Source organism: Isoptericola sp. NPDC055881 (assembly GCF_053615895.1).
Genome location: NZ_JBSHCR010000056.1, coordinates 1 through 17,664 on the forward strand (window position 1 = coordinate 1; position 17,664 = coordinate 17,664).

General features: G+C 74.6%; 15 protein-coding genes. 10 read left to right on the forward strand and 5 right to left on the reverse strand.

Annotated features, from left to right (window positions below):
* Positions 1–151: 151 nt before the first annotated feature.
* Both ACWGKI_RS15715 and ACWGKI_RS15720 read left to right on the forward strand, forming a co-directional pair.
* Positions 152–1,936: a DUF222 domain-containing protein gene (locus ACWGKI_RS15715; RefSeq protein WP_452188192.1), complete on the forward strand. Its 1,785-nt coding sequence runs from the start codon at positions 152–154 to the stop codon at positions 1,934–1,936.
* 91 nt (positions 1,937–2,027) lie between these two features.
* A complete protein-coding gene (locus ACWGKI_RS15720) occupies positions 2,028–3,359 on the forward strand; it encodes a metallophosphoesterase family protein (protein ID WP_452188194.1) in 1,332 nt (443 codons plus the stop codon).
* Between the two features lie 3 nt (positions 3,360–3,362).
* On the opposite strand, the gene ACWGKI_RS15725 is transcribed toward ACWGKI_RS15720, so the two are convergent.
* Complete coding sequence (locus tag ACWGKI_RS15725) at positions 3,363–3,896, reverse strand: PH domain-containing protein (RefSeq protein ID WP_380245411.1); 534 nt, start codon at positions 3,894–3,896, stop codon at positions 3,363–3,365.
* Between the two features lie 34 nt (positions 3,897–3,930).
* Positions 3,931–4,569 carry a histidine phosphatase family protein gene (locus ACWGKI_RS15730; RefSeq protein ID WP_452188196.1) on the reverse strand — a complete coding sequence of 213 codons (639 nt, stop codon included), beginning with the start codon at positions 4,567–4,569 and terminating at the stop codon, positions 3,931–3,933.
* A 181-nt stretch (positions 4,570–4,750) separates the two neighbouring features.
* Here ACWGKI_RS15730 and ACWGKI_RS15735 point away from each other — a divergent pair, with 181 nt between their 5' ends.
* The 4 genes from ACWGKI_RS15735 to ACWGKI_RS15750 all read left to right on the forward strand — a co-directional run bounded on the left by ACWGKI_RS15735 (position 4,751) and on the right by ACWGKI_RS15750 (position 7,814).
* Positions 4,751–5,230 carry an NfeD family protein gene (locus ACWGKI_RS15735; protein ID WP_452188198.1) on the forward strand — a complete coding sequence of 160 codons (480 nt, stop codon included), beginning with the start codon at positions 4,751–4,753 and terminating at the stop codon, positions 5,228–5,230.
* Between the two features lie 42 nt (positions 5,231–5,272).
* A complete protein-coding gene (locus ACWGKI_RS15740) occupies positions 5,273–6,742 on the forward strand; it encodes a flotillin family protein (protein ID WP_380244889.1) in 1,470 nt (489 codons plus the stop codon).
* Between the two features lie 79 nt (positions 6,743–6,821).
* Positions 6,822–7,478 (forward strand): DsbA family oxidoreductase, encoded by a 657-nt coding sequence (locus ACWGKI_RS15745; RefSeq protein ID WP_452188200.1) that lies wholly within the window; start codon positions 6,822–6,824, stop codon positions 7,476–7,478.
* Between the two features lie 156 nt (positions 7,479–7,634).
* Complete coding sequence (locus ACWGKI_RS15750; RefSeq protein WP_380244887.1) at positions 7,635–7,814, forward strand: hypothetical protein; 180 nt, start codon at positions 7,635–7,637, stop codon at positions 7,812–7,814.
* A gap of 40 nt (positions 7,815–7,854) precedes the next feature.
* On the opposite strand, the gene ACWGKI_RS15755 is transcribed toward ACWGKI_RS15750, so the two are convergent.
* Positions 7,855–8,808, reverse strand: a complete 954-nt coding sequence (locus ACWGKI_RS15755) for a DNA-3-methyladenine glycosylase family protein (RefSeq protein WP_452188203.1) — start codon at positions 8,806–8,808, stop codon at positions 7,855–7,857.
* Positions 8,801–9,412, reverse strand: coding sequence for a ribonuclease H family protein (locus ACWGKI_RS15760; protein WP_452188205.1), 612 nt, complete (start codon positions 9,410–9,412; stop codon positions 8,801–8,803). Before ACWGKI_RS15760 ends, ACWGKI_RS15755 begins: the two co-directional genes overlap by 8 nt.
* 255 nt (positions 9,413–9,667) lie before the next feature.
* On the opposite strand from ACWGKI_RS15760, the gene ACWGKI_RS15765 reads away from it, so the two are divergent.
* The 4 genes from ACWGKI_RS15765 to ACWGKI_RS15780 all read left to right on the forward strand — a co-directional run bounded on the left by ACWGKI_RS15765 (position 9,668) and on the right by ACWGKI_RS15780 (position 17,342).
* Positions 9,668–10,822: a VIT1/CCC1 transporter family protein gene (locus ACWGKI_RS15765; RefSeq protein WP_452188207.1), complete on the forward strand. Its 1,155-nt coding sequence runs from the start codon at positions 9,668–9,670 to the stop codon at positions 10,820–10,822.
* Positions 10,823–10,941: 119 nt separating this feature from the next.
* Positions 10,942–12,729 (forward strand): hypothetical protein, encoded by a 1,788-nt coding sequence (locus ACWGKI_RS15770; RefSeq protein ID WP_452188209.1) that lies wholly within the window; start codon positions 10,942–10,944, stop codon positions 12,727–12,729.
* A gap of 83 nt (positions 12,730–12,812) precedes the next feature.
* Positions 12,813–15,788 carry a hypothetical protein gene (locus ACWGKI_RS15775; protein ID WP_452188211.1) on the forward strand — a complete coding sequence of 992 codons (2,976 nt, stop codon included), beginning with the start codon at positions 12,813–12,815 and terminating at the stop codon, positions 15,786–15,788.
* 246 nt (positions 15,789–16,034) lie between these two features.
* Positions 16,035–17,342, forward strand: a complete 1,308-nt coding sequence (locus ACWGKI_RS15780; RefSeq protein ID WP_452188213.1) for an MFS transporter — start codon at positions 16,035–16,037, stop codon at positions 17,340–17,342.
* 7 nt (positions 17,343–17,349) lie between these two features.
* Here the strand turns inward: ACWGKI_RS15780 and ACWGKI_RS15785 are convergent, their stop codons facing one another.
* Positions 17,350–17,658 carry a DUF6221 family protein gene (locus ACWGKI_RS15785; RefSeq protein ID WP_380244399.1) on the reverse strand — a complete coding sequence of 103 codons (309 nt, stop codon included), beginning with the start codon at positions 17,656–17,658 and terminating at the stop codon, positions 17,350–17,352.
* Positions 17,659–17,664: the final 6 nt, after the last annotated feature.

The window sequence follows — 17,664 nt, forward strand, 5'->3', positions numbered from 1 at the left end:
TTATACTCTCCCACTTTGTTGTGTTGCCGGCCGGCCGGCGCGCCCCCCCGGGCGGGCGGGGGCCGGGCGGCCGCGCCCGGCGGCGCCGCCCGCCCCCGGGCCCCCGGCCCCCCCGGGACCGCACTCCTCGCGCGCACCGCACGTCACGGCGGTGCGCGCGACGGTGCTCGAACGAGAGCTCGAGCGGGAGCTCGCCCGCGCGGTGGAGGGGGCGTCCGGGCACGCGGCCCGAGGGGCCGGCCTCGCCGCCCCCGGGGGCAGCGGTTCCCGAGTCGGTGACGCTGAACCCGTCGACGTGCGCTGGGTGTGGGGAGACGTCGTCCTCGACGCGGGGTCCGACGTGAGGTCCGGCGGAGGCCTCGACGTGGGGTCGGGCGGAGGGCTCGACGGAAGGAATGACGGTGGTCCCACCGACGGAGCGCGGCGGACGAGCGAGGGCGCCGACGGCGCGGTCGCCTCCGACGGCGCGGTCGCCTCCTACGGCGCGGTCGCCTCCGACGGCGCGGTCGCCTCCGACGGGCGCCCGCTGCTGGCGATCCTGGACTCCGTCATGCCGGGGCCGGGGCTGGCGAGCACGCTGGCGGCGCTCGACGAGGCGGACCTCGACGACTTCACGATCCTCGAGGTGCTGGCCGCGTGGGAGCGGGTCGTCGCGTGGGCGCAGGCCGGGTCCGCGCGGGTCCTGGCGGAGATGCTGGAGCGCACGCGCGGGTCGTCGCGGCACGAGTTCGTGGCGGACGCCGTCGCGGCACGGCTCGGGCTGACACGGCACGGAGGCGCCCAGCTCGTCACCGTGGCGCACGGGACGTCCCGGCTGCCCGAGGTCGCGCAGGCGCTGTCGTCGGGCGCGGCCGACCGGCGCAAGGCGGAGGCGCTGGTCGACGCCGGCAGGCTCCCGGACGACCGTCGCCGCGAGGCGGTCGCCGCCCTGCTGCCCGACGTCGAGCACCTCACGGTGCCGCAGATCCGCGCGCGGCTCCGCCGGGCGGAGATCGCCGTGGACCCCGACGGCGCGGACGGGCGGCACCGCGCGGCGCGGACGGAGCGGTACGTCCGGCTCGAACCCGTGGACGACGCGATGGCCTACCTCACCGCCTACCTGCCCGCGGACGAGGCGGCCCGGGCGTTCGCCGAGATCGACGACGTCGCCCAGGCGATGCGCCGCGGCCCCGGCGAGACCCGTCGCCTCGCCGCGTGCCGCGCCGACGCGCTGACGGCGCTCGTCACTCGGCGCGTCGTCCCGGGCGGCCCGGACCCGGCACGCGGTGCCGGGACGGACGACCCGCGGAGCGCCGTCGGCGGGACGGGCGACTCGCCGAGCGCCGTTGCCGGTCGTGCGGACCTGGGCGGCACGCCGCCGAGAAGCGCGAACCGGCGGGCTGCCGTGCGGGTGTCGGTGGCGGCGTCCACGTTGCTGGGGTCGGACGACCTGCCGGCGATCCTCGCCGGCCACGGACCGATCCCGGCCTCCATGGCGCGAGCGCTCGCGGCGGACCCGGACGCGGTCTGGCAGCGCCTGTTCACCGACCCGGGCAGCGGCGTGCTGACGGACGTCTCGTCGCGGGCGTACCGGCCGAGCGAGGCGCTCCGGGCGGCGGTCGTGGCGCGCGACGTGACCTGCACGTTCCCGGGCTGCCAGGCGCCGGCGACGTCGTCCGACCTGGACCACGTCGACCCTTTCGACCCCAGGGCCGACGGTCCGCAGACCCACGGCGCCAACCTGCACGCGCTGTGCCGCACCCACCATCGCGCCAAGACGGTCGGCGGGTGGCGGGTCTCCCGAGACCCGGACACCGGCGGCACCACCTGGGTCGCCCCGACCGGGCACCGGTTCGTCCGCGACCCGGTGCCGCAGGACCCACGCGTCGAGCCAGGCACCCTGCGCGACCAGAGCGCCGGCCTCGGACGGGAGCCGGACGGCCCGCCGCCGTACTGAGGCGACCGGTCCGGCGGTGTTCGAGAGGTGTCCACGGGAGGTTCATCGTCCGGCCCGCCAGGCGTCGCCGCGCGCTCCTAGGTTCCGGGTCATGAGCGACCACGCGCACGACCATGCGAACGACCATGCGACCGACCATGCGAGCGACCACTCGACCGATCACACGGACGAGCACCCAACCGGGCGCGTGACGGAGCAGGGGGCCGGGCGGTCCGGCCTCGGGCGCCGCACCTTCATGACCATGACGGGGCTCGGTGCGGCGGGCAGCGTCGTCGCGGGAGCCGCGTCGGCCGCGGCTGACACCACGGGACGGGCCGCCGGCTCGGCACCCGGCTCGGCCGCCACCGTGCACGGCCGCGAGCCGAGGCTGAGGTTCCGCAAGGACGGCACGTACACGATCGTGCAGTTCAACGACACGCAGGACGACGAGAAGATCGACCGCCGCACGCTGGAGCTGATGCGCGCGGTGCTCGACGACGAGCGGCCCGACCTCGTGATCCTCAACGGCGACAACATCACGGGCGGCTGCGACACCCCGCTGGAGATGCGGCAGGCGATGAACAACGTGGTGCAGCCGATGGAGGAGCGGCAGGTCCCCTGGGCGGTCACGTTCGGCAACCACGACGAGGACTCGACGCCCCAGAGCGGTGTGGACGAGGCGCAGATGCTCGCGTTCTACCGCTCGTACCGCTACAACGTGAACGGTCCGACGGCGAAGGGCGTCACGGGCCAGGGCAACTCGCACCTGTTGATCGAGGGCACCCACGGCAGGCCGGCGTTCAACGTGTGGCTGCTGGACTCGGGCAGGTACGCGCCCAGCACCGTCGCCGGCCAGAACCTCACCGGGTACCCGACGTGGGACTGGGTGCGGATGGACCAGGTGGACTGGTACTACCGCACGTCCGTGGAGCTGGAGCGGCGCTGGCGGCGTGCGATCCCGTCGCTGATGTTCATCCACATCCCCCTGTGGGAGTACCGGTTCATGTGGTTCGGCTCGGTGGACGGCCGCACGGCCGCGGACCACGAGCGCGGCGCGGCACGCCACCAGATCGTGGGGGAGCGCAACGAGGAGGAGTGCCCCGGCCCGTTCAACTCGGGGCTGTTCTCCGCGATCCAGCACCGCGGCGACGTGCGGGGCGTGTTCTGCGGGCACGACCACGTGAACACGTACTCCGGCAACTACTACGGGGTGCTGCTGGGCTACTCGGGGAACACGGGGTTCGGCACCTACGGGCTGAGCGGCGCGGACCGCAACCGCCTGCGCGGCGCCCGCGTCTACCACCTCGACGAGTCGGTGGACGGCGTCCTGGTCGACACGGCGATGCGCTTCGCGTCGGAGTTCGGCATCGACCTCACGGCCGACGACCAGTGGATGGAGCCGCTGCCGCTGCCGCGCGGGCAGGGCGGCACCGCCGCGTCCTGACGGTCAGCGGCGTCGACCGCGTGCCGGCTCGGTCGGCGGCCACTCGCCGTCGTCCGAGCCGTCGTCGGCGGAGTGCAGCAGCTCCTGGAGCTGCACCTGCACGCGGTCGACCCGCGGCACGTCACGCAGCACCATGCCCGCCTTCTCGGTGGCGTCGGAGACCTGGAGGGTGCCGCAGCCGAGCAGCCGGTCCAGGACGTCCTTCTCGAGCGCGACGTCGTTGATGCGGTAGAGCGGGATGTCGCGACCAACTCGCGTGAGGATCCCGGAGCGCATCGCGATCCGCTTGGTGGTGACGGTCCACGACGTGCTGCGCCACCGCATCCACGGGACGAGCACCCACACGACGGCGACGACGACCAGCAGGCCGAGCACGATCCAGCGCACGACGTCGTCCATCGGGACCACGAACGAGAACGCCGCGGCGACGAGCAGGACGAGGAGGAGCAGGAACGGCCAGATGACGGCCTTCGCGTGCTCGTGCAGCGCCATGACCACGCGTTCGCCGTCGATCAGGTCGTCCTCGTTCAGCGCCATGCGCACATGCTGCCAGACGGTCGCGGGTCGGTGGTCAGACGTGCGGCGGCAGGTTCCACCCCTCGATGGTCCGCAGGTCGTGGCCGTAGCCGAGCTGGCAGATCGCCGCGGTCCCCAGCTCCAGGCGGGCGCCGTAGCGCGGGTCGACGCCGAGCCACGCCGTCGCGAGCACGCGCAGCAGGTGGCCGTGCGCGACGGCCAGCACGTTCCCGCCCTCCTGGAGGGTGGTGTCCGCGCGCTCGACGAAGCGCCGGGCACGAGCGGCGACGTCCTCCAGCAGCTCGCCGGGGCGTCCGCCCCCGTGCTCGGGGTCGGGCGGGAGCACGCGCACGCCGTCGTCGAAGATCTGGAAGTCGCGGCCCAGGAGCGTGGTGACGTCGGCGCTCGAACGCCCGTCGACGGGCCCGTAGTCCCACTCGGCGAGGTCCGGGTCGACGACGGGGTCGGCGTGCCCGGCGAGCGCGGCGGTGCGTCGGGCGCGCTCGAGCGGCGACGCGTACACGACCGCGAAGGAGATGTCGGACAGCGCGTGGCCGGCGGTGCGGGCCTGCTCCTCGCCGGCTGCCGTGAGCGGGAGGTCGGTGCGACCGGTGTGCTGGCCGCTGGCGCTCCACTCCGTCTCGCCGTGGCGCAGCAGCACGAGCTGAGGGTCCTTGCTCGGCACGAGAGGCATGCACCGAGCATCGCGCAGGGACGCCGGCAGAGCACCTGGAACGGGCCTGTGGAAAAGCGGTCCGGGAGAGTCTCAGAGTTCGCTAGAGTGGCGCCGCCGTCACACGTTCATCACATCTCCATCACTCGCCCTGTCGTCCCCTCACCTGTCCCCTCACCTGTCCCCTCACCTAGGAGACCGCGTGCTCGTCTTCGTCCTCATCGGCGCGGCAGGGATGGTCCTGCTGCTCGTCTCGCTCCTCGTCGGCGACCTGGTCGACCTGGGCGACGGGGCGCTGTCCGGCACGTCGCTCGGCGTCGGCGCGGTGGTCTTCGGGGCCGTGGGGAGCATCGTCGTCGCCAACGACCTCGCGCCCTGGGTCGCGTACGTGGCGTCGGCCGTCGTCGGGCTGCTGGCGGTCGTCCTGGCGCAGGCGCTGGTGCACCGCCTGGCGGCGAGCGACGACAGCGTCGTCGTCTCGCTCGTGGGCGCGCACGGCACGGCGACCACCGACGTGACGGCGACCTCGGGGGAGGTGTCCCTCGACGTCCCGACCGAGCTCGAGCGTCGCCTGGCCCGTTCGGACGAGCCCATCGCGGCGGGGTCCCGCGTCGTGGTGCTCGAGCACTCCGGTTCCACCGTGCGGGTCGGGCTGCACCAGCCCGGCACGCTCGCCCGCTGACCTCTCCCCTCGACCGGAAGGAGACGCGCTCCGGCGCGCACCATGTTCGATTCGTCCGACAGCAGCTTCATCACCACGATCGCGGTGCTCGCCCTCGTGGTGGCGTTCCTCGCGGTGGGCATCTTCGTCGCCCAGCGCATCCGCCGGGTGCCGCCGAACCAGGCCCTCGTCATCGTCGGCCGCGGTGCCGGCAAGAAGGAGAGCGCCGCCCAGAGCCAGCGGGTCGTCATCGGCGGCCGCACGTTCGTCTGGCCGATCCTGCAGCAGGGCTTCGCGATCTCGCTCGAGCAGCGGCAGATCGGCATCACCGTCGAGGGCGTCGACAAGAACCGCATCAAGATCGCGATCAAGGCGTCGATCAACTTCAAGGTCCGTGGTGACGACGAGGGCGTGCGCCGCGCCGCGCAGCGCTTCCTGTCCCAGCAGGAGATGCTCACCGAGATCATCAAGGAGTCCCTCGAGGGCTCGCTGCGCTCCATCGTCGGCGACATGACGATCGAGCAGATCATCTCCGACCGCAAGGGCCTGTCGGACCGGGTCGTCGAGTCGACCAAGACCGACCTCGCCGAGCAGGGCCTGCAGGTCGACCTCCTCAACATCTCCGACATCTCGACGCCCGGCTCGGAGTACCTGGCCAACCTCGGCCGGGCGGAGGGCGCCCGCGCGCTGCAGGTCGCGGAGGTCTCCGAGGCGGAGGCGCGCCGGGTCTCGGAGTTCGCCGTCATCGAGGCGGCCGAGCAGATCGCCGAGCGGCAGAAGGCGCTCGACCTCAAGAAGGCTGCCATCAAGGCCGACACGGACCGGGCGAACGCCGAGGCGGAGGCGGCCGGCCAGCTCGCGCGCGCCGAGCAGGACCGGCTCGTGGCGCAGCAGGAGCGCGAGGCGCTGGCCGAGAAGGCCCGCGTGACCCAGGAGCGTCTCGACATCGAGGTCCGCAAGCCCGCCGAGGCGAAGGCGTACGCCGAGGTCCAGGAGGCGACGGCCCGCCGTGACGCCGCGAACGCCGCCACCGAGGCGGACGCGTTCAAGCGCACCACGATCGCGGAGGCGAACAAGACGGCCGCGATCCAGGACGCCGAGGCGTCGGCCGCCGCCGTCCGTCGTGCCGGCGAGGCCGAGCGCGACCGCCAGATCGCGCTGGCCGCCGGTATCAAGGCGGAGGGTGAGGCCAAGGCGTTCGCGGTGGAGGCCGAGGGTCGCGCCGAGGCCGTGGCCACGGACGCCAAGGCCGAAGCGCTCAAGAAGTACGGCGAGGCGGCGCTGGTCCAGGAGCTCATCGAGCGCCTGCCGGAGATCGTCCGCGCCGCGGCGGAGCCGATCGGCAACATCCAGGGCATGACGGTCGTCTCGACCGACGGTGCGTCCTCGGTGACGAAGACCGTCGCCGCCGTGCTCGGCGAGGGCCAGGGCGTGGTCAAGCAGCTCACCGGCGTGGACATCCACCAGCTCATCGCCGGGATCGCCGGCTCCCAGCTGGCGCCCACGTCGGAGGAGAGCGTGCCGCTCAACTGAGCGCCCCGTCGTCGCCCGTGCGACGCACGCCACGCCCCGCTGCGGGAATCGCCTTCCGCAGCGGGGCGTTGGCCTGGGCGTGACTTCTTTGAAGATCGACGTCTGGTCGGACGTCGCGTGCCCCTGGTGCTACATCGGCAAGCGCCGCTTCGAGACTGCGTTGCAGCGGATCGCGGAGCGCGACGGCGCCGCCCCCGAGGTGGAGGTGGAGTACCACTCCTTCGAGCTCTCGCCCGACACCCCCGTCGACTTCGACGGCACGGCGACCGAGTTCCTCGCGGACCACAAGGGCATCCCGCTGGAGACCGCCCAGCAGATGCAGGACCAGGTGACCGCGCTCGCCGCCGCCGAGGGCCTGACGTACCGGATGGACCAGGTCCGGCACACCAAGACCCTGAAGGCGCACGAGCTGCTCCACCTCGCGAAGGCGTTCGGCAAGCAGGAGGAGATGAAGGAGCGCCTGCTGCGGGCCTACTTCACCGAGGGCGAGCACGTGGGCCACGTCGAGGACCTCGCCGACCTGGCGGCGGAGGTCGGCCTCGAGCGCGAGGCCGTCGTCGTCGCGCTGAACGCCGGTACCTACGCCGAGGCCGTCGCGGACGACATCGCCCGTGCCCGCTCCTACGGCATCAACGGCGTCCCGTTCTTCGTGCTCGGCGGCCGGTACGGCGTCTCGGGCGCGCAGGACCCGGACGTCTTCGTGCAGGTGCTCGACCAGGTCCTCGCCGAGGCCTGACCGCCCGACCGAGGCGCAACTCACACCGCCAGCCCTGGCAGTGAGACGGCGTATCACCGAGAATCGAGGCCTGCCCGCACCGTCGCGGGGAACGCCGCGGCCTCGGGCCAGCCACGCTCGGGCGTACCGCGGCCGTGGGTCCGTTGGAGGAGAAACATGAACGACGCCACCGAGAGCTCGTACCGCTCGATCGCCAACCCGCGCCGCACCACGCTGATGACCGTCAGCGCGGCCGAGGCGGCCGCACCCCACCACGGCGCGGACGAACGTCCGCTCCAGCTGCTGGGCGACGACGGCGCCGTGTGCGTGGACGGCGTGTGCAGCCTGCCCGACTGACGGCTGCGCGCGGGACGGCGCGGTACGCGCCGCGCCGTCCTCAGAACGTGCGGTAGTCCGCGATCGACAGCCGTGGCCCCCGGCGCGGGGCCTGCGGCCGTCGGTCGAGGAAAAGCAGCCGCACCACGCGGTGCCGGTGCGGTGCGTAGGGCGCGAGCAGCCGCAGCATCCCCTCGTCGTCGGTGCGTTCGCCGGTGAAAGCCCACCCGACGGCTGCCGCGAGGTGGAAGTCCCCGACGGACACGGCGTCCGGGTCGCCGAAGGCGCGCTGTGCCACCTCCGCCGACGTCCACCGGCCCACGCCCGGCACCTTCTCGAGCCGGGCACGCGCCTCCTCGCCGGGCAGCCCGCTGGCGTCCTCCAGCCGTGCCGCGACCTGAGCGCACCGCACCGCGGTCGCCGCACGCCGCGGGTCGACGCCGGCGCGGTGCCAGTCCCACGTCGGGACCGCCGCCCACGCGCGCGCGGACGGGACCACCCGCAGACCGTCCGGCGCGGGCCCCGGCGCGGGGGAGCCGTGCCGGGTGACGAGCCACCGCCAGGCGCGGTGCGCCGTCACGACCTGCACCTTCTGCTCGAGCACGGCGGGCACCAGCGCCTCGAGCACGCGCCCGCTGCGGCACATCCGCAGCCCGGGCGTGCGTCGCGCGGCGTCCCGGGCCTGCGGCGGCGGCGTGAACGCGGAGGCGTCGTCCTCCTCGCCGAGCAGCCGCGGCAGGTCGTCGGCCGCCTCGCGCGACCCCGGCCCCCAGTGCTGCGCGACGACGGTGCGCTCGCCGTGGGCGACCAGCCGCTGCGTGACCGGACCCGTGCGCACCAGCGTGGTGCGCCACAGGGCCCCGTCGGGGGTGCGGCGGAACGTCGGGTCGCCGGCGCCGTGCCGCAGCGGGGCGAGCGTCAGCCCCAGGTCGAGCGGTCGGTCGGACGTGTGCTCGACCGTCACGTCGCCCGCGCTCGGGCGGGCCGCGACGGTGGTGGGGCTCGTGCTAGTCAAAGAGGGTTCCGAGCTCCCAGCCGCCGTCGCTGCGGGCGCCGACGGGCTCCGCCTCGCGCGACGGCCGCGCGGCCGGGCGCTCGACGGCGTCCCGGCCCGCATCCCGGCCGGCGCCGCCCCGCGGCGTCTCGTCGCCCGCGATGACGAGCAGCTCGTCCACACCGCCACGCCCGGCGGCCCAGTCCTGCGCCGCGAGCCCGGCGAGCTGGTCGGCGCGCTCGTTGAACGGGTTGCCGACGTGGCCGCGCACCCAGCGGAACCGGACCGGGCCCTCGCGGCCCGTGATGGCGTCGTCGATCGTCTGGATCAGCTCCAGGTTCTTCACGGGGCCGCCGGCCGCCGTGCGCCATCCCTTGCGCTTCCACCCGTGGATCCACTCGGACGCGCACCGGATCGCGTACTGGGAGTCCGACTCGATGAGGAGCGGCTCCGCCCCCGGGTGCGCCTCGATCGCGCGCAGCAGGGCGGTGAGCTCCGCGACCTGGTTGGTCCCGGACGCGGCGCCGCCGGAGTCGAAGCGCCCGCCCTCGTGGGCGATCCACGCCCAGCCGATCGCGCCACCGGGGTTGCGGAGGCACGAGCCGTCAGTGCTGACAATGATCACGCCGGAGTCCCCTACTGTCCGAGCCCCTGGTGTCCAGCTCGCGGTCGCCCCTCGTGGCCGACCACGGGCCGCGCCCGGCCGACCCCGGACGCCGCCCCTATTGTGCCCCGAGCCGGTGACACTCGGGTGCGCGTCCACACCACGGCCTGTCGCGCGTCCGGCTGCGGACGTCCGAAAACTCCGGCGCGCGCCCCCGGAAGCCGCCCGGGCCCCGCCCGGAACCCGCAGCCGCCCCGCAGCGGACATCATGACGGCATGACCGACGGCACCGCCATGCCCGCGCCCGACCGCCCTGCACGCCGCCCCGCGGACGTCCGACGCTGGCGCCGATACCTCGCCGACGAGCGGGCCGAGGCCGCGACGTACCGCGACCTCGCCCGCCGCCGCACCGGCGAGGAGCGCGCCGTCCTGCTCGCGCTCGCCGACGCCGAGGGACGGCACGAGCAGCACTGGCTCGACCTCCTGGGGGACGACGTCGGCAGGCCGCTGCGCGGCGACCTGCGCACCCGCATGCTCGGCCTCTTCGCCCGCCGCTTCGGTGGCGTGTTCGTGCTCGCGCTCGCCCAGCGCGCGGAGGCGCGCTCGACGTACGACCGCGAGGAGTTCGCGACCCCGACGATGGCGGCGGACGAGCAGATCCACGAGGAGGTCGTGCGGGCGCTCGCGACCCGGGGACGCAACCGGATGTCCGGCACGTTCCGCGCCGCCGTCTTCGGCGCCAACGACGGCCTCGTCTCCAACCTCGCCCTCGTGCTCGGCATCGGCGCCTCCGGCGTCGGGTCCCAGACCGTGCTCCTCACGGGCGTCGCGGGTCTCCTCGCCGGCGCGCTGTCGATGGGCGCGGGCGAGTTCGTCTCCGTGCGCTCGCAGCGCGAGCTGCTCGAGGCGTCCACGCCCGACCCGAAGAGCGCGGGCGCGCTGCCGCACCTCGACGTCGACGCCAACGAGCTCGCGCTCGTCTACCGGGCGCGGGGCATGGCCGCCGACGAGGCGCAGGGGCGGGCCGACCGCGTCCTGGCCGGGCTGGCCGCGACCGGGACGCTGGCGCCCGAGGTCCTGCACGACGAGCCCGCCCCGTCCGACGCCGTGTCCGGCGCCGCGGGGGCGGAGGCGGACGACGACCTGGAGACCCACGGGACCGCCTGGGGCGCGGCGATCTCGAGCTTCTGCTTCTTCGCGTCCGGCGCGCTGATCCCCGTGCTGCCGTACCTGCTGGGGCTCACGGGCGTCCAGGCGATCCTCGTGGCGTCCGGGTTCGTCGGGCTGTCGCTGCTGGTCACGGGCGCGATCACCGGTCTGCTCTCGGGCACGTCGCCCTGGACGCGTGCGCTGCGCCAGCTCGCGATCGGGTTCGGCGCGGCGGCGGTCACGTACGCCCTCGGGCTGCTGTTCGGCACCTCGGTAGCCTGAGGCGTCCGCGCCACCGGGTGAAATTTTCGGCGGTGCTGTTGCGAGACCGTTGCTCGGGCGTCACAGTGTGACGTGGGTCATGGCATGTGCATGACCAGCGTGGCATCGAAGGGGGCCGAGTGGCACGCAGCGTGGACCGAGCGCCGGCGGCAGCACGCCGTCGGTGGTTCGCGCGCGCCGGGGCCGCCGCGGCCGGACTGCTGGGAGCCGCCGCGCTGAGCGTGGCCGTCGCGGGCTCCGCGTCCGCCGACGACGGTGGCCGGGCCGACGGCCCGGTGACGTCCCTCGTCCGCACGCTCGTCGACCACGGCCAGCAGCCCGCCGAGCAGCCCGCCGAGCAGCCCGCGGAGCAGCCGCAGACCTCGCCCGCGTCGAAGCCCGCCGCCACGGCGAAGGCTCCCGGGGCACATCCGCTGCGCGACGTCCTCGACAAGGCCGTCGCGCCCGTGCGGGAGACGCTCGAGCCGGTGCGGAAGGCCGTGCACGACGCCGTCGCACCCGCCGAGCAGGCCGTCGACAGCGTCACCCAGGAGCTGACCACGCACGAGGCGCCCGCCGGTGCGGAGCAGCCCGCGAGCACCGAGCAGCCCGCGAGCACCGGCAAGAACCAGCCCGCCGCGAACAGCGCGCCCGACAAGAACAGCGAGCCGGCCAAGAGCACCGAGAAGGGCCAGCCCGCCGAGGACACCGAGCCCGCCGGGGACGCCGAGCCGGCCGCGAGCAGCGAGGACGCGGCGAACGCCGAGCAGGACGGCGAGGCCGGCTCGGCTGCACCGGAGAAGGCCGCTCCGAAGCCCGCAGCGCCGACGGGACAGGACGAGCCGGCCGACACCACCGAGCGCGCGGACGACGCCGAGCCGGCAACCCCGACGTCGCCGGAGCTGCCCGGATCGGAGCTGCCCGGAGCGGAGCTGATCGAGCGTGCGGTGCAGCCGCTCGGTGCGGTGACGGCGCCGGTCGGCGCGATCGTCGAGGGCGTCCTGACGCCCCTGGCGCCGGTGATCGACCCGGTGGCGGGCGTGGTCGAGGACGTCACCACCCCAGTCGGCGAGACGCTCGCCCCGGTGACCGACACGGTCGCCGACGTGCTGTCCCCGGTCACGAACGCGACGTCGCCCGTGCTCGAGCCGGTCGGCCGCGTGGTCGACGAGGTGGTCAAGCCCCTCGCCCCGGTCACGGACGGGGTGGGCGCGGTCGTCGCTCCGGTCGTGCGCACGCTGGACCCGGTGCTCGACCCGGTCGTCCGGCTGGTGGCGCCCGTGACGGGCTCGCTCCAGCCGGTGCTGGACCCGGTCCTGAACGCCACCGCCCCCGTGGTCGACGCGCTGGCGCCTGTCGTCGAGCCTGTCGGGGGAGTGCTCGCACCGGTCGTCGAGCCCGTCACGGACGTCACGGCGCCCGCCCTCGACCCGGTCCTGGACCCCGTCCTCGACCCGGTGCTCGACCCGGCACCCGCGCCGGCTGCCACGCCCGCTACCACGCCCGCTGCCTCCGTGCCGGTCGCCGTCGCGCCGTCGTCGGCACCGGCCGCCACCGCCGTCGAGCCCGCCGCGTCCTCGCGGGGCGCCGTGCCGGCCACGCGGACCGTGCCGGCCGCGCCGTCCCTGACGTCCCTGCCGACCACCTCGGACGCGCCGAGCCTGCCGCTCGTGCCCGAGGTCGTGGCCGCCGAGCTCCCGACCGCCGTCCCGGCGGACCGCGGGCCGGACCCCGCCACCCCCTCGTCGCCCGCCGTCGCTGCGGCCGGCGGGGCCTCGCTCTCCACCTCCCGCGGGGCCGGTGGCGACGCCGCCGCCGACCTCGTGGGCCGTGCCCACGTGACCTCGCGTGGCTGGACGGTCCTCACGGCCGACCAGCTCGACCGCCTCCCCGCGGTCTCCCTGGACATCCCCGTCTCTCCTGCCTGACGTGGCCGCGTCGCGCCCTCTCGCGCGACAGCGACCGCGGGCGGCGTCTGCCACCCGCGCACCACGTCAGTCAGGAGCGGATCATGCATACGTATGTCCGGCGAGCCGTGAACACCGCGCTCGTCGCAGGCGGCCTCGTGGTCGCCGGGGCCGTGATGGCCCAAGCTGCGGACGGGGACGTCGCCGACGTCACCGTCGGAGAGAACACCTCGGTCGACCTGCATCTCAGCCAGGTCTCCGAGGAGACGAGCGACGCGTCGCTCAAGACGCCGGTCGACCTGCCGAAGGTCGACACGGACCCGGTGGAGGACGTCGTCGACGCCGTCGCCGGTGCGGACGGCGTGGTCGACGACGTCGTGGGACCGGACGAGCAGTCCGCCACGACGACGGACGACCTCGTGGACGCGGTCGCCGAGGACGTGCACCAGACCGCGGACGACGTGCAGTCCGGTGACGTCCAGGGGGTCGTCGACGACGTCGCGGGCCAGGACGGCGTCCTGGACGACGCCGTCGAGGACCAGCCGTCCGACCAGGGCGACAGGACCTCCGGGGGCGACCAGGCCGCCGGCGGCACGACGCCCGACGAGGCCGGCACCGCCGAGCCCGCGCAGGACGGCGCCAAGGCCGACGCGAAGGCCGGTGCCGGCGATGCCGGGGCGGCCGTCGACAAGGTCGTGGAGCAGGTCTCGGACGAGGTCTCGGACGTGGCCGGCGCCGCGGACGAGGCGCTCGGGACCGGCTCGGCGGTGCGGGACACCGTCGACGGCGTCACGGGTGACGACGGGGTCGTGGACGACGTCCTCGGTGCCGACGCGCCCGAGGCGGGCGTCACCGACCGGGCCGTCGAGCACGTGGCCGACGACGTCGAGGAGACGGTGGGCCACCTCGCCGCCGGCGACCTCGACAGGGTCGTCGACGACGTGACCGCAGAGGACGGGGTCGCCGACGACGCGCTGGAGGACCAGGGCGTCGACCAGGCGGTGGACCAGGTCGGCGAGACCGCCGACTCCGCCACCCGTGCGGTGGACGGCGTCCTGGGCACCGGCACCGCCGTGCAGGACACCGTGGGCGCGACCGTCGACGGCGTGACCGACGCCGTGGCCGGTGAGGACGGGGTCGTGGACGACGTCCTCGGCGCCGACGAGCCCGAGGCCGGCGTGACGGACGAGGTCGTGGAGCACGCGCTCGACGACGTCGACACCACGCTCGACGACGTGACGGCGGGCGACCTGGACGGCGTCCTCGACTCCGTCGTCGCCGACGACGGCCTGGTGGACGACGCGCTCGAGGGCGACGCGGCCGCCGGCCCGCCGGGCCTCGACGGTCTGGGTGGCCCGGCTGACCTGGGCGACCTCGGTGACCTGGGTGACCTGGGCGACCTGGGCAGTGCGGGGGCGACCCTGGACACCACGGTGGACGAGGTCCTCGGTGGCGTCTCGGACGTGGCTGCCACGGTCGACGACGCACTCGGCACGGAGCCGACCGTCGAGAGCACGGTGGACGGCCTCGTCGGTGCGGATGGTGTCGTCGACGACGTCCTCGGAGCCGACGAGCCCGAGGCGGGCGTGACGGACGAGGTCGTGGAGCACGCGCTCGACGACGTCGACGCCGTGCTCGGTGAGGTCGCGTCGGGCGACCTGGCCGGAGTGGTCGACTCGGTGGTCGCCGATGACGGCGTGCTCGACGACGCGCTGGAGGACGGCGCGACGGACACCATCGTCGGTGACCTCGGTGACCTCGGTGACCTCGGTGACCTCGGTGACCTCGGTGACCTCGGTGACCTCGGTGACCTCGGTGACCTCGGTGACCTCGGTGGGCTGCTGGACGGCCTGCTCGGTCCGGACGGGATCGTGGACGACGTCGTCGGCGCGGACGCGCCGCAGGACGGTCTGACCGACGACGTGGTCGAGGCCGTGGTGGACGACGTCGACTCGGTGCTGGGATCGCTGGCGGCCGGTGACCTGCCGGGCGTCGTCGACGACCTGACCGCGGAGGACGGCCTGGTCGACGACCTGCTGGAGGACCAGGGTCTGGACCCGGTGCTGAGCGACGTCGTCGGCTCCACCGGTGCGGTGGACGACCTGCTGGGCACGGGGTCGACGGTGCAGGACACGGTCGGCGGCCTGCTCGGTGAGGACGGCGTCGTGGACGACGTCGTCGGCGCGGACGAGCCGCAGGACGGCGTGACCGACGGTGTGGTCGAGGCCGTCGTGGACGACGTCGACTCGACGCTGGACTCGGTGACGGCCGGTGACCTGCCGGGCGTCGTGGACGACCTGACCGCGGAGGGCGGCCTGGTCGACGACCTGCTGGAGGACCAGGGTCTGGACCCGGTGCTGAACGACGTCGTCGACTCCACCGGTGCGGTCGACGACCTGCTGGGGACGGACGACCTCGTCGAGGGCACCGTCGACGGGATCGTGGGCGAGGACGGTGTCGTGGACGACATCATCGGCGCCGACGAGCCGCAGGAGGGCGTCACCGACGAGCTGGTCGAGCACGTGGTCGAGGACGTCAACCAGACGGCGAACGACCTGCTCGACGGCGACCTCGGCGCCGTGACGGACGACCTCCTCGCGGAGGACGGCCTCGTGGACGACGTCCTCGAGGACGGCACGACCGCGACCGACCCTGGTGACGGCACCGATCCTGGTGACGGTACGGACCCTGGTGACGGTACGGACCCTGGTGACGGCACCGATCCTGGTGACGGCACCGATCCTGGTGACGGCACCGACCCCGGTGACGGTACGGACCCTGGTGACGGCACCGACCCTGGTGACGGCTCCGGCACCAACGACAACGGCGGAAACGGGACCGGCGACAACGGCACCGGTGACGGCTCGACCACCCCGCTGGGCGGTCCGGTCGTGTCGGCCGCGGTGGCGGACGGCGGGATGTCGGACGGCGTGATGCAGGCGGCGGCGGTCGGCACGACGGAGTCGCTGCCGACGACGGGCGCCGACCTGCGGCTGCTGGGTCTGGCGCTGCTGCTGATGCTGTCCGGCCTCGCGCTCGTGCTGCGTCGTCGGCCGGTGCCTGCGGTCGACCACCGCTGACCCCTCCGGAGCCGGCACCGGCTCCGGACGGGGCGGCGCTGTCACGGGGGATCACTGGGGAGTGTCCCGTGGCAGCTCCGCCCCGGCTGGGGTCGGCGTGGGCGCAGCACGGCGCAGGGGGCCGGGCCGCGCCCACGACACGTCGGCGATGGAAGGGGCACGTGGGCGGTCCCGGGCGGAGGATCACCGGTTCGACCGGCAGACCCGCCCGGGGCTGCCCACGGGACGCGCCTACTGTGGGTCATCGTGCCCCGCCTGATCGCCGACCTCACCCCGCTGCGCGTCTCTCCGGCGTTCCGACGGCTGTGGTGGGGTCTGGGCGTGTCGAACGTCGGCACGCAGGTCACGGTGGTCGCGGTGGGCCTCCAGGTGTACGCGCTGACGGGCTCGACGCTCGCGGTCGGGACGCTCGGCATCGCGGCGCTCGTCCCGCTGGTCGCGCTCGGTCTGTACGGCGGGGCGCTCGTGGACCACTACGACCGGCGCCGGGTGTCGTTGCTCGCGTCGGCGGTGCTGTGGCTGGTGACGGCCGCCATCGCGGCGCAGGCGTGGCTGGACGTCGGGTCCGTGAACCTGCTGTACGGGCTGGTGGCGCTGCAGTCCGCGGCGTTCGCCATCAACAACCCGGCGCGGACGTCGATCGTGCCGCGGCTGCTGGAGCCACGGCTCATGCCGGCCGCCAACGCGCTGCAGACGCTGTCGATGAACGTCGCGCTCACGGGCGGGCCGCTCATCGGCGCGACCCTCGTCGGGTGGGGCGGGTACGGCGTCGCCTACACGCTCGACGCGCTGCTGTTCACCGCCGCCCTGTGGGCGGTGTGGCGCCTCCCGGCCGTGCCGCCAGAGCCGTCCACGGACGGCGACCTGACGGCGGCGCCGGCGCGGCGCCGCGTCGTCGGGCTGGGCTCCGTGCTCGACGGGCTGCGCTACCTGGCGACGCGTCCCAACGTCCGCACGACGTTCGTCGTCGACCTGGCGGCCATGGTCCTCGCGTTCCCGCGCGTGCTCTGGCCTGCCGCGGGCGCGGTGTACCTGGGCGGCGGCGCGACGACGACGGGCGTGCTGGCAGCCGGGTTCGCGGTGGGCGGCATCCTGGCGAGCGTGTTCTCCGGCGCGCTGGTGGGCGTGCGGTGGCAGGGCCGGGTCATCGTCTGGGCCATCACGTCATGGGGCGTGTGCGTCGCCGCGTTCGGCGCGGTCCTGGTCGCCGTCGGGCCGGACTCGCCCGACGGCGTGCTGTGGGGCGCCGTGGTGCTGGCCGGTGTGGCGCTGCTGCTGGCGGGCGGCTCCGACGCGATCTCGTCGGTGTTCCGGCAGTCGATCCTGCAGACGGCGACGCCGGACCACATGCGTGGCCGCCTGCAGGGCGTGTTCATCGTGGTGGTCGCGGGCGGGCCGCGCCTCGGCGAGATGGTGCTCGGCACCGAGGCCACCTGGTTCGGCGAGGGCTGGGCGGCCGTCGTCGGCGGCCTGGCGTGCGTCGCCGTCCTGTGGCTCGTCGTGCGGTCCCAGCCCCGGTTCTGGCGCTACGACGCGCGGCACCCGGAGCCGTAGCCGGCGGTCACAGCCGCCACTCCGGCCGGAACTCCGGGTGGTGCACGTACGGCAGGGCGAGCGCGCGCAGGATGCGCTCGCCGACGAACTCGACCCCGCTGTCGGCGCGCGCCGTGACCGCGCGGTCGAGGTCGACGGTCATGTCGAGACCCGTGGCCTCGTACGCGAGCTCCACGATCCGTCGCTTGGCGTCGCACTCGGCCAGCAGCCGGTCGGCGTCGTACCCGACGGCGCGGACCGCGCCGGGCGGGACCGTGCGCGCCGTCGTCGCGTCCTCGTCGATCCGGGCGAGCAGGAACTCTGTCAGGGTGGGCACCACCTG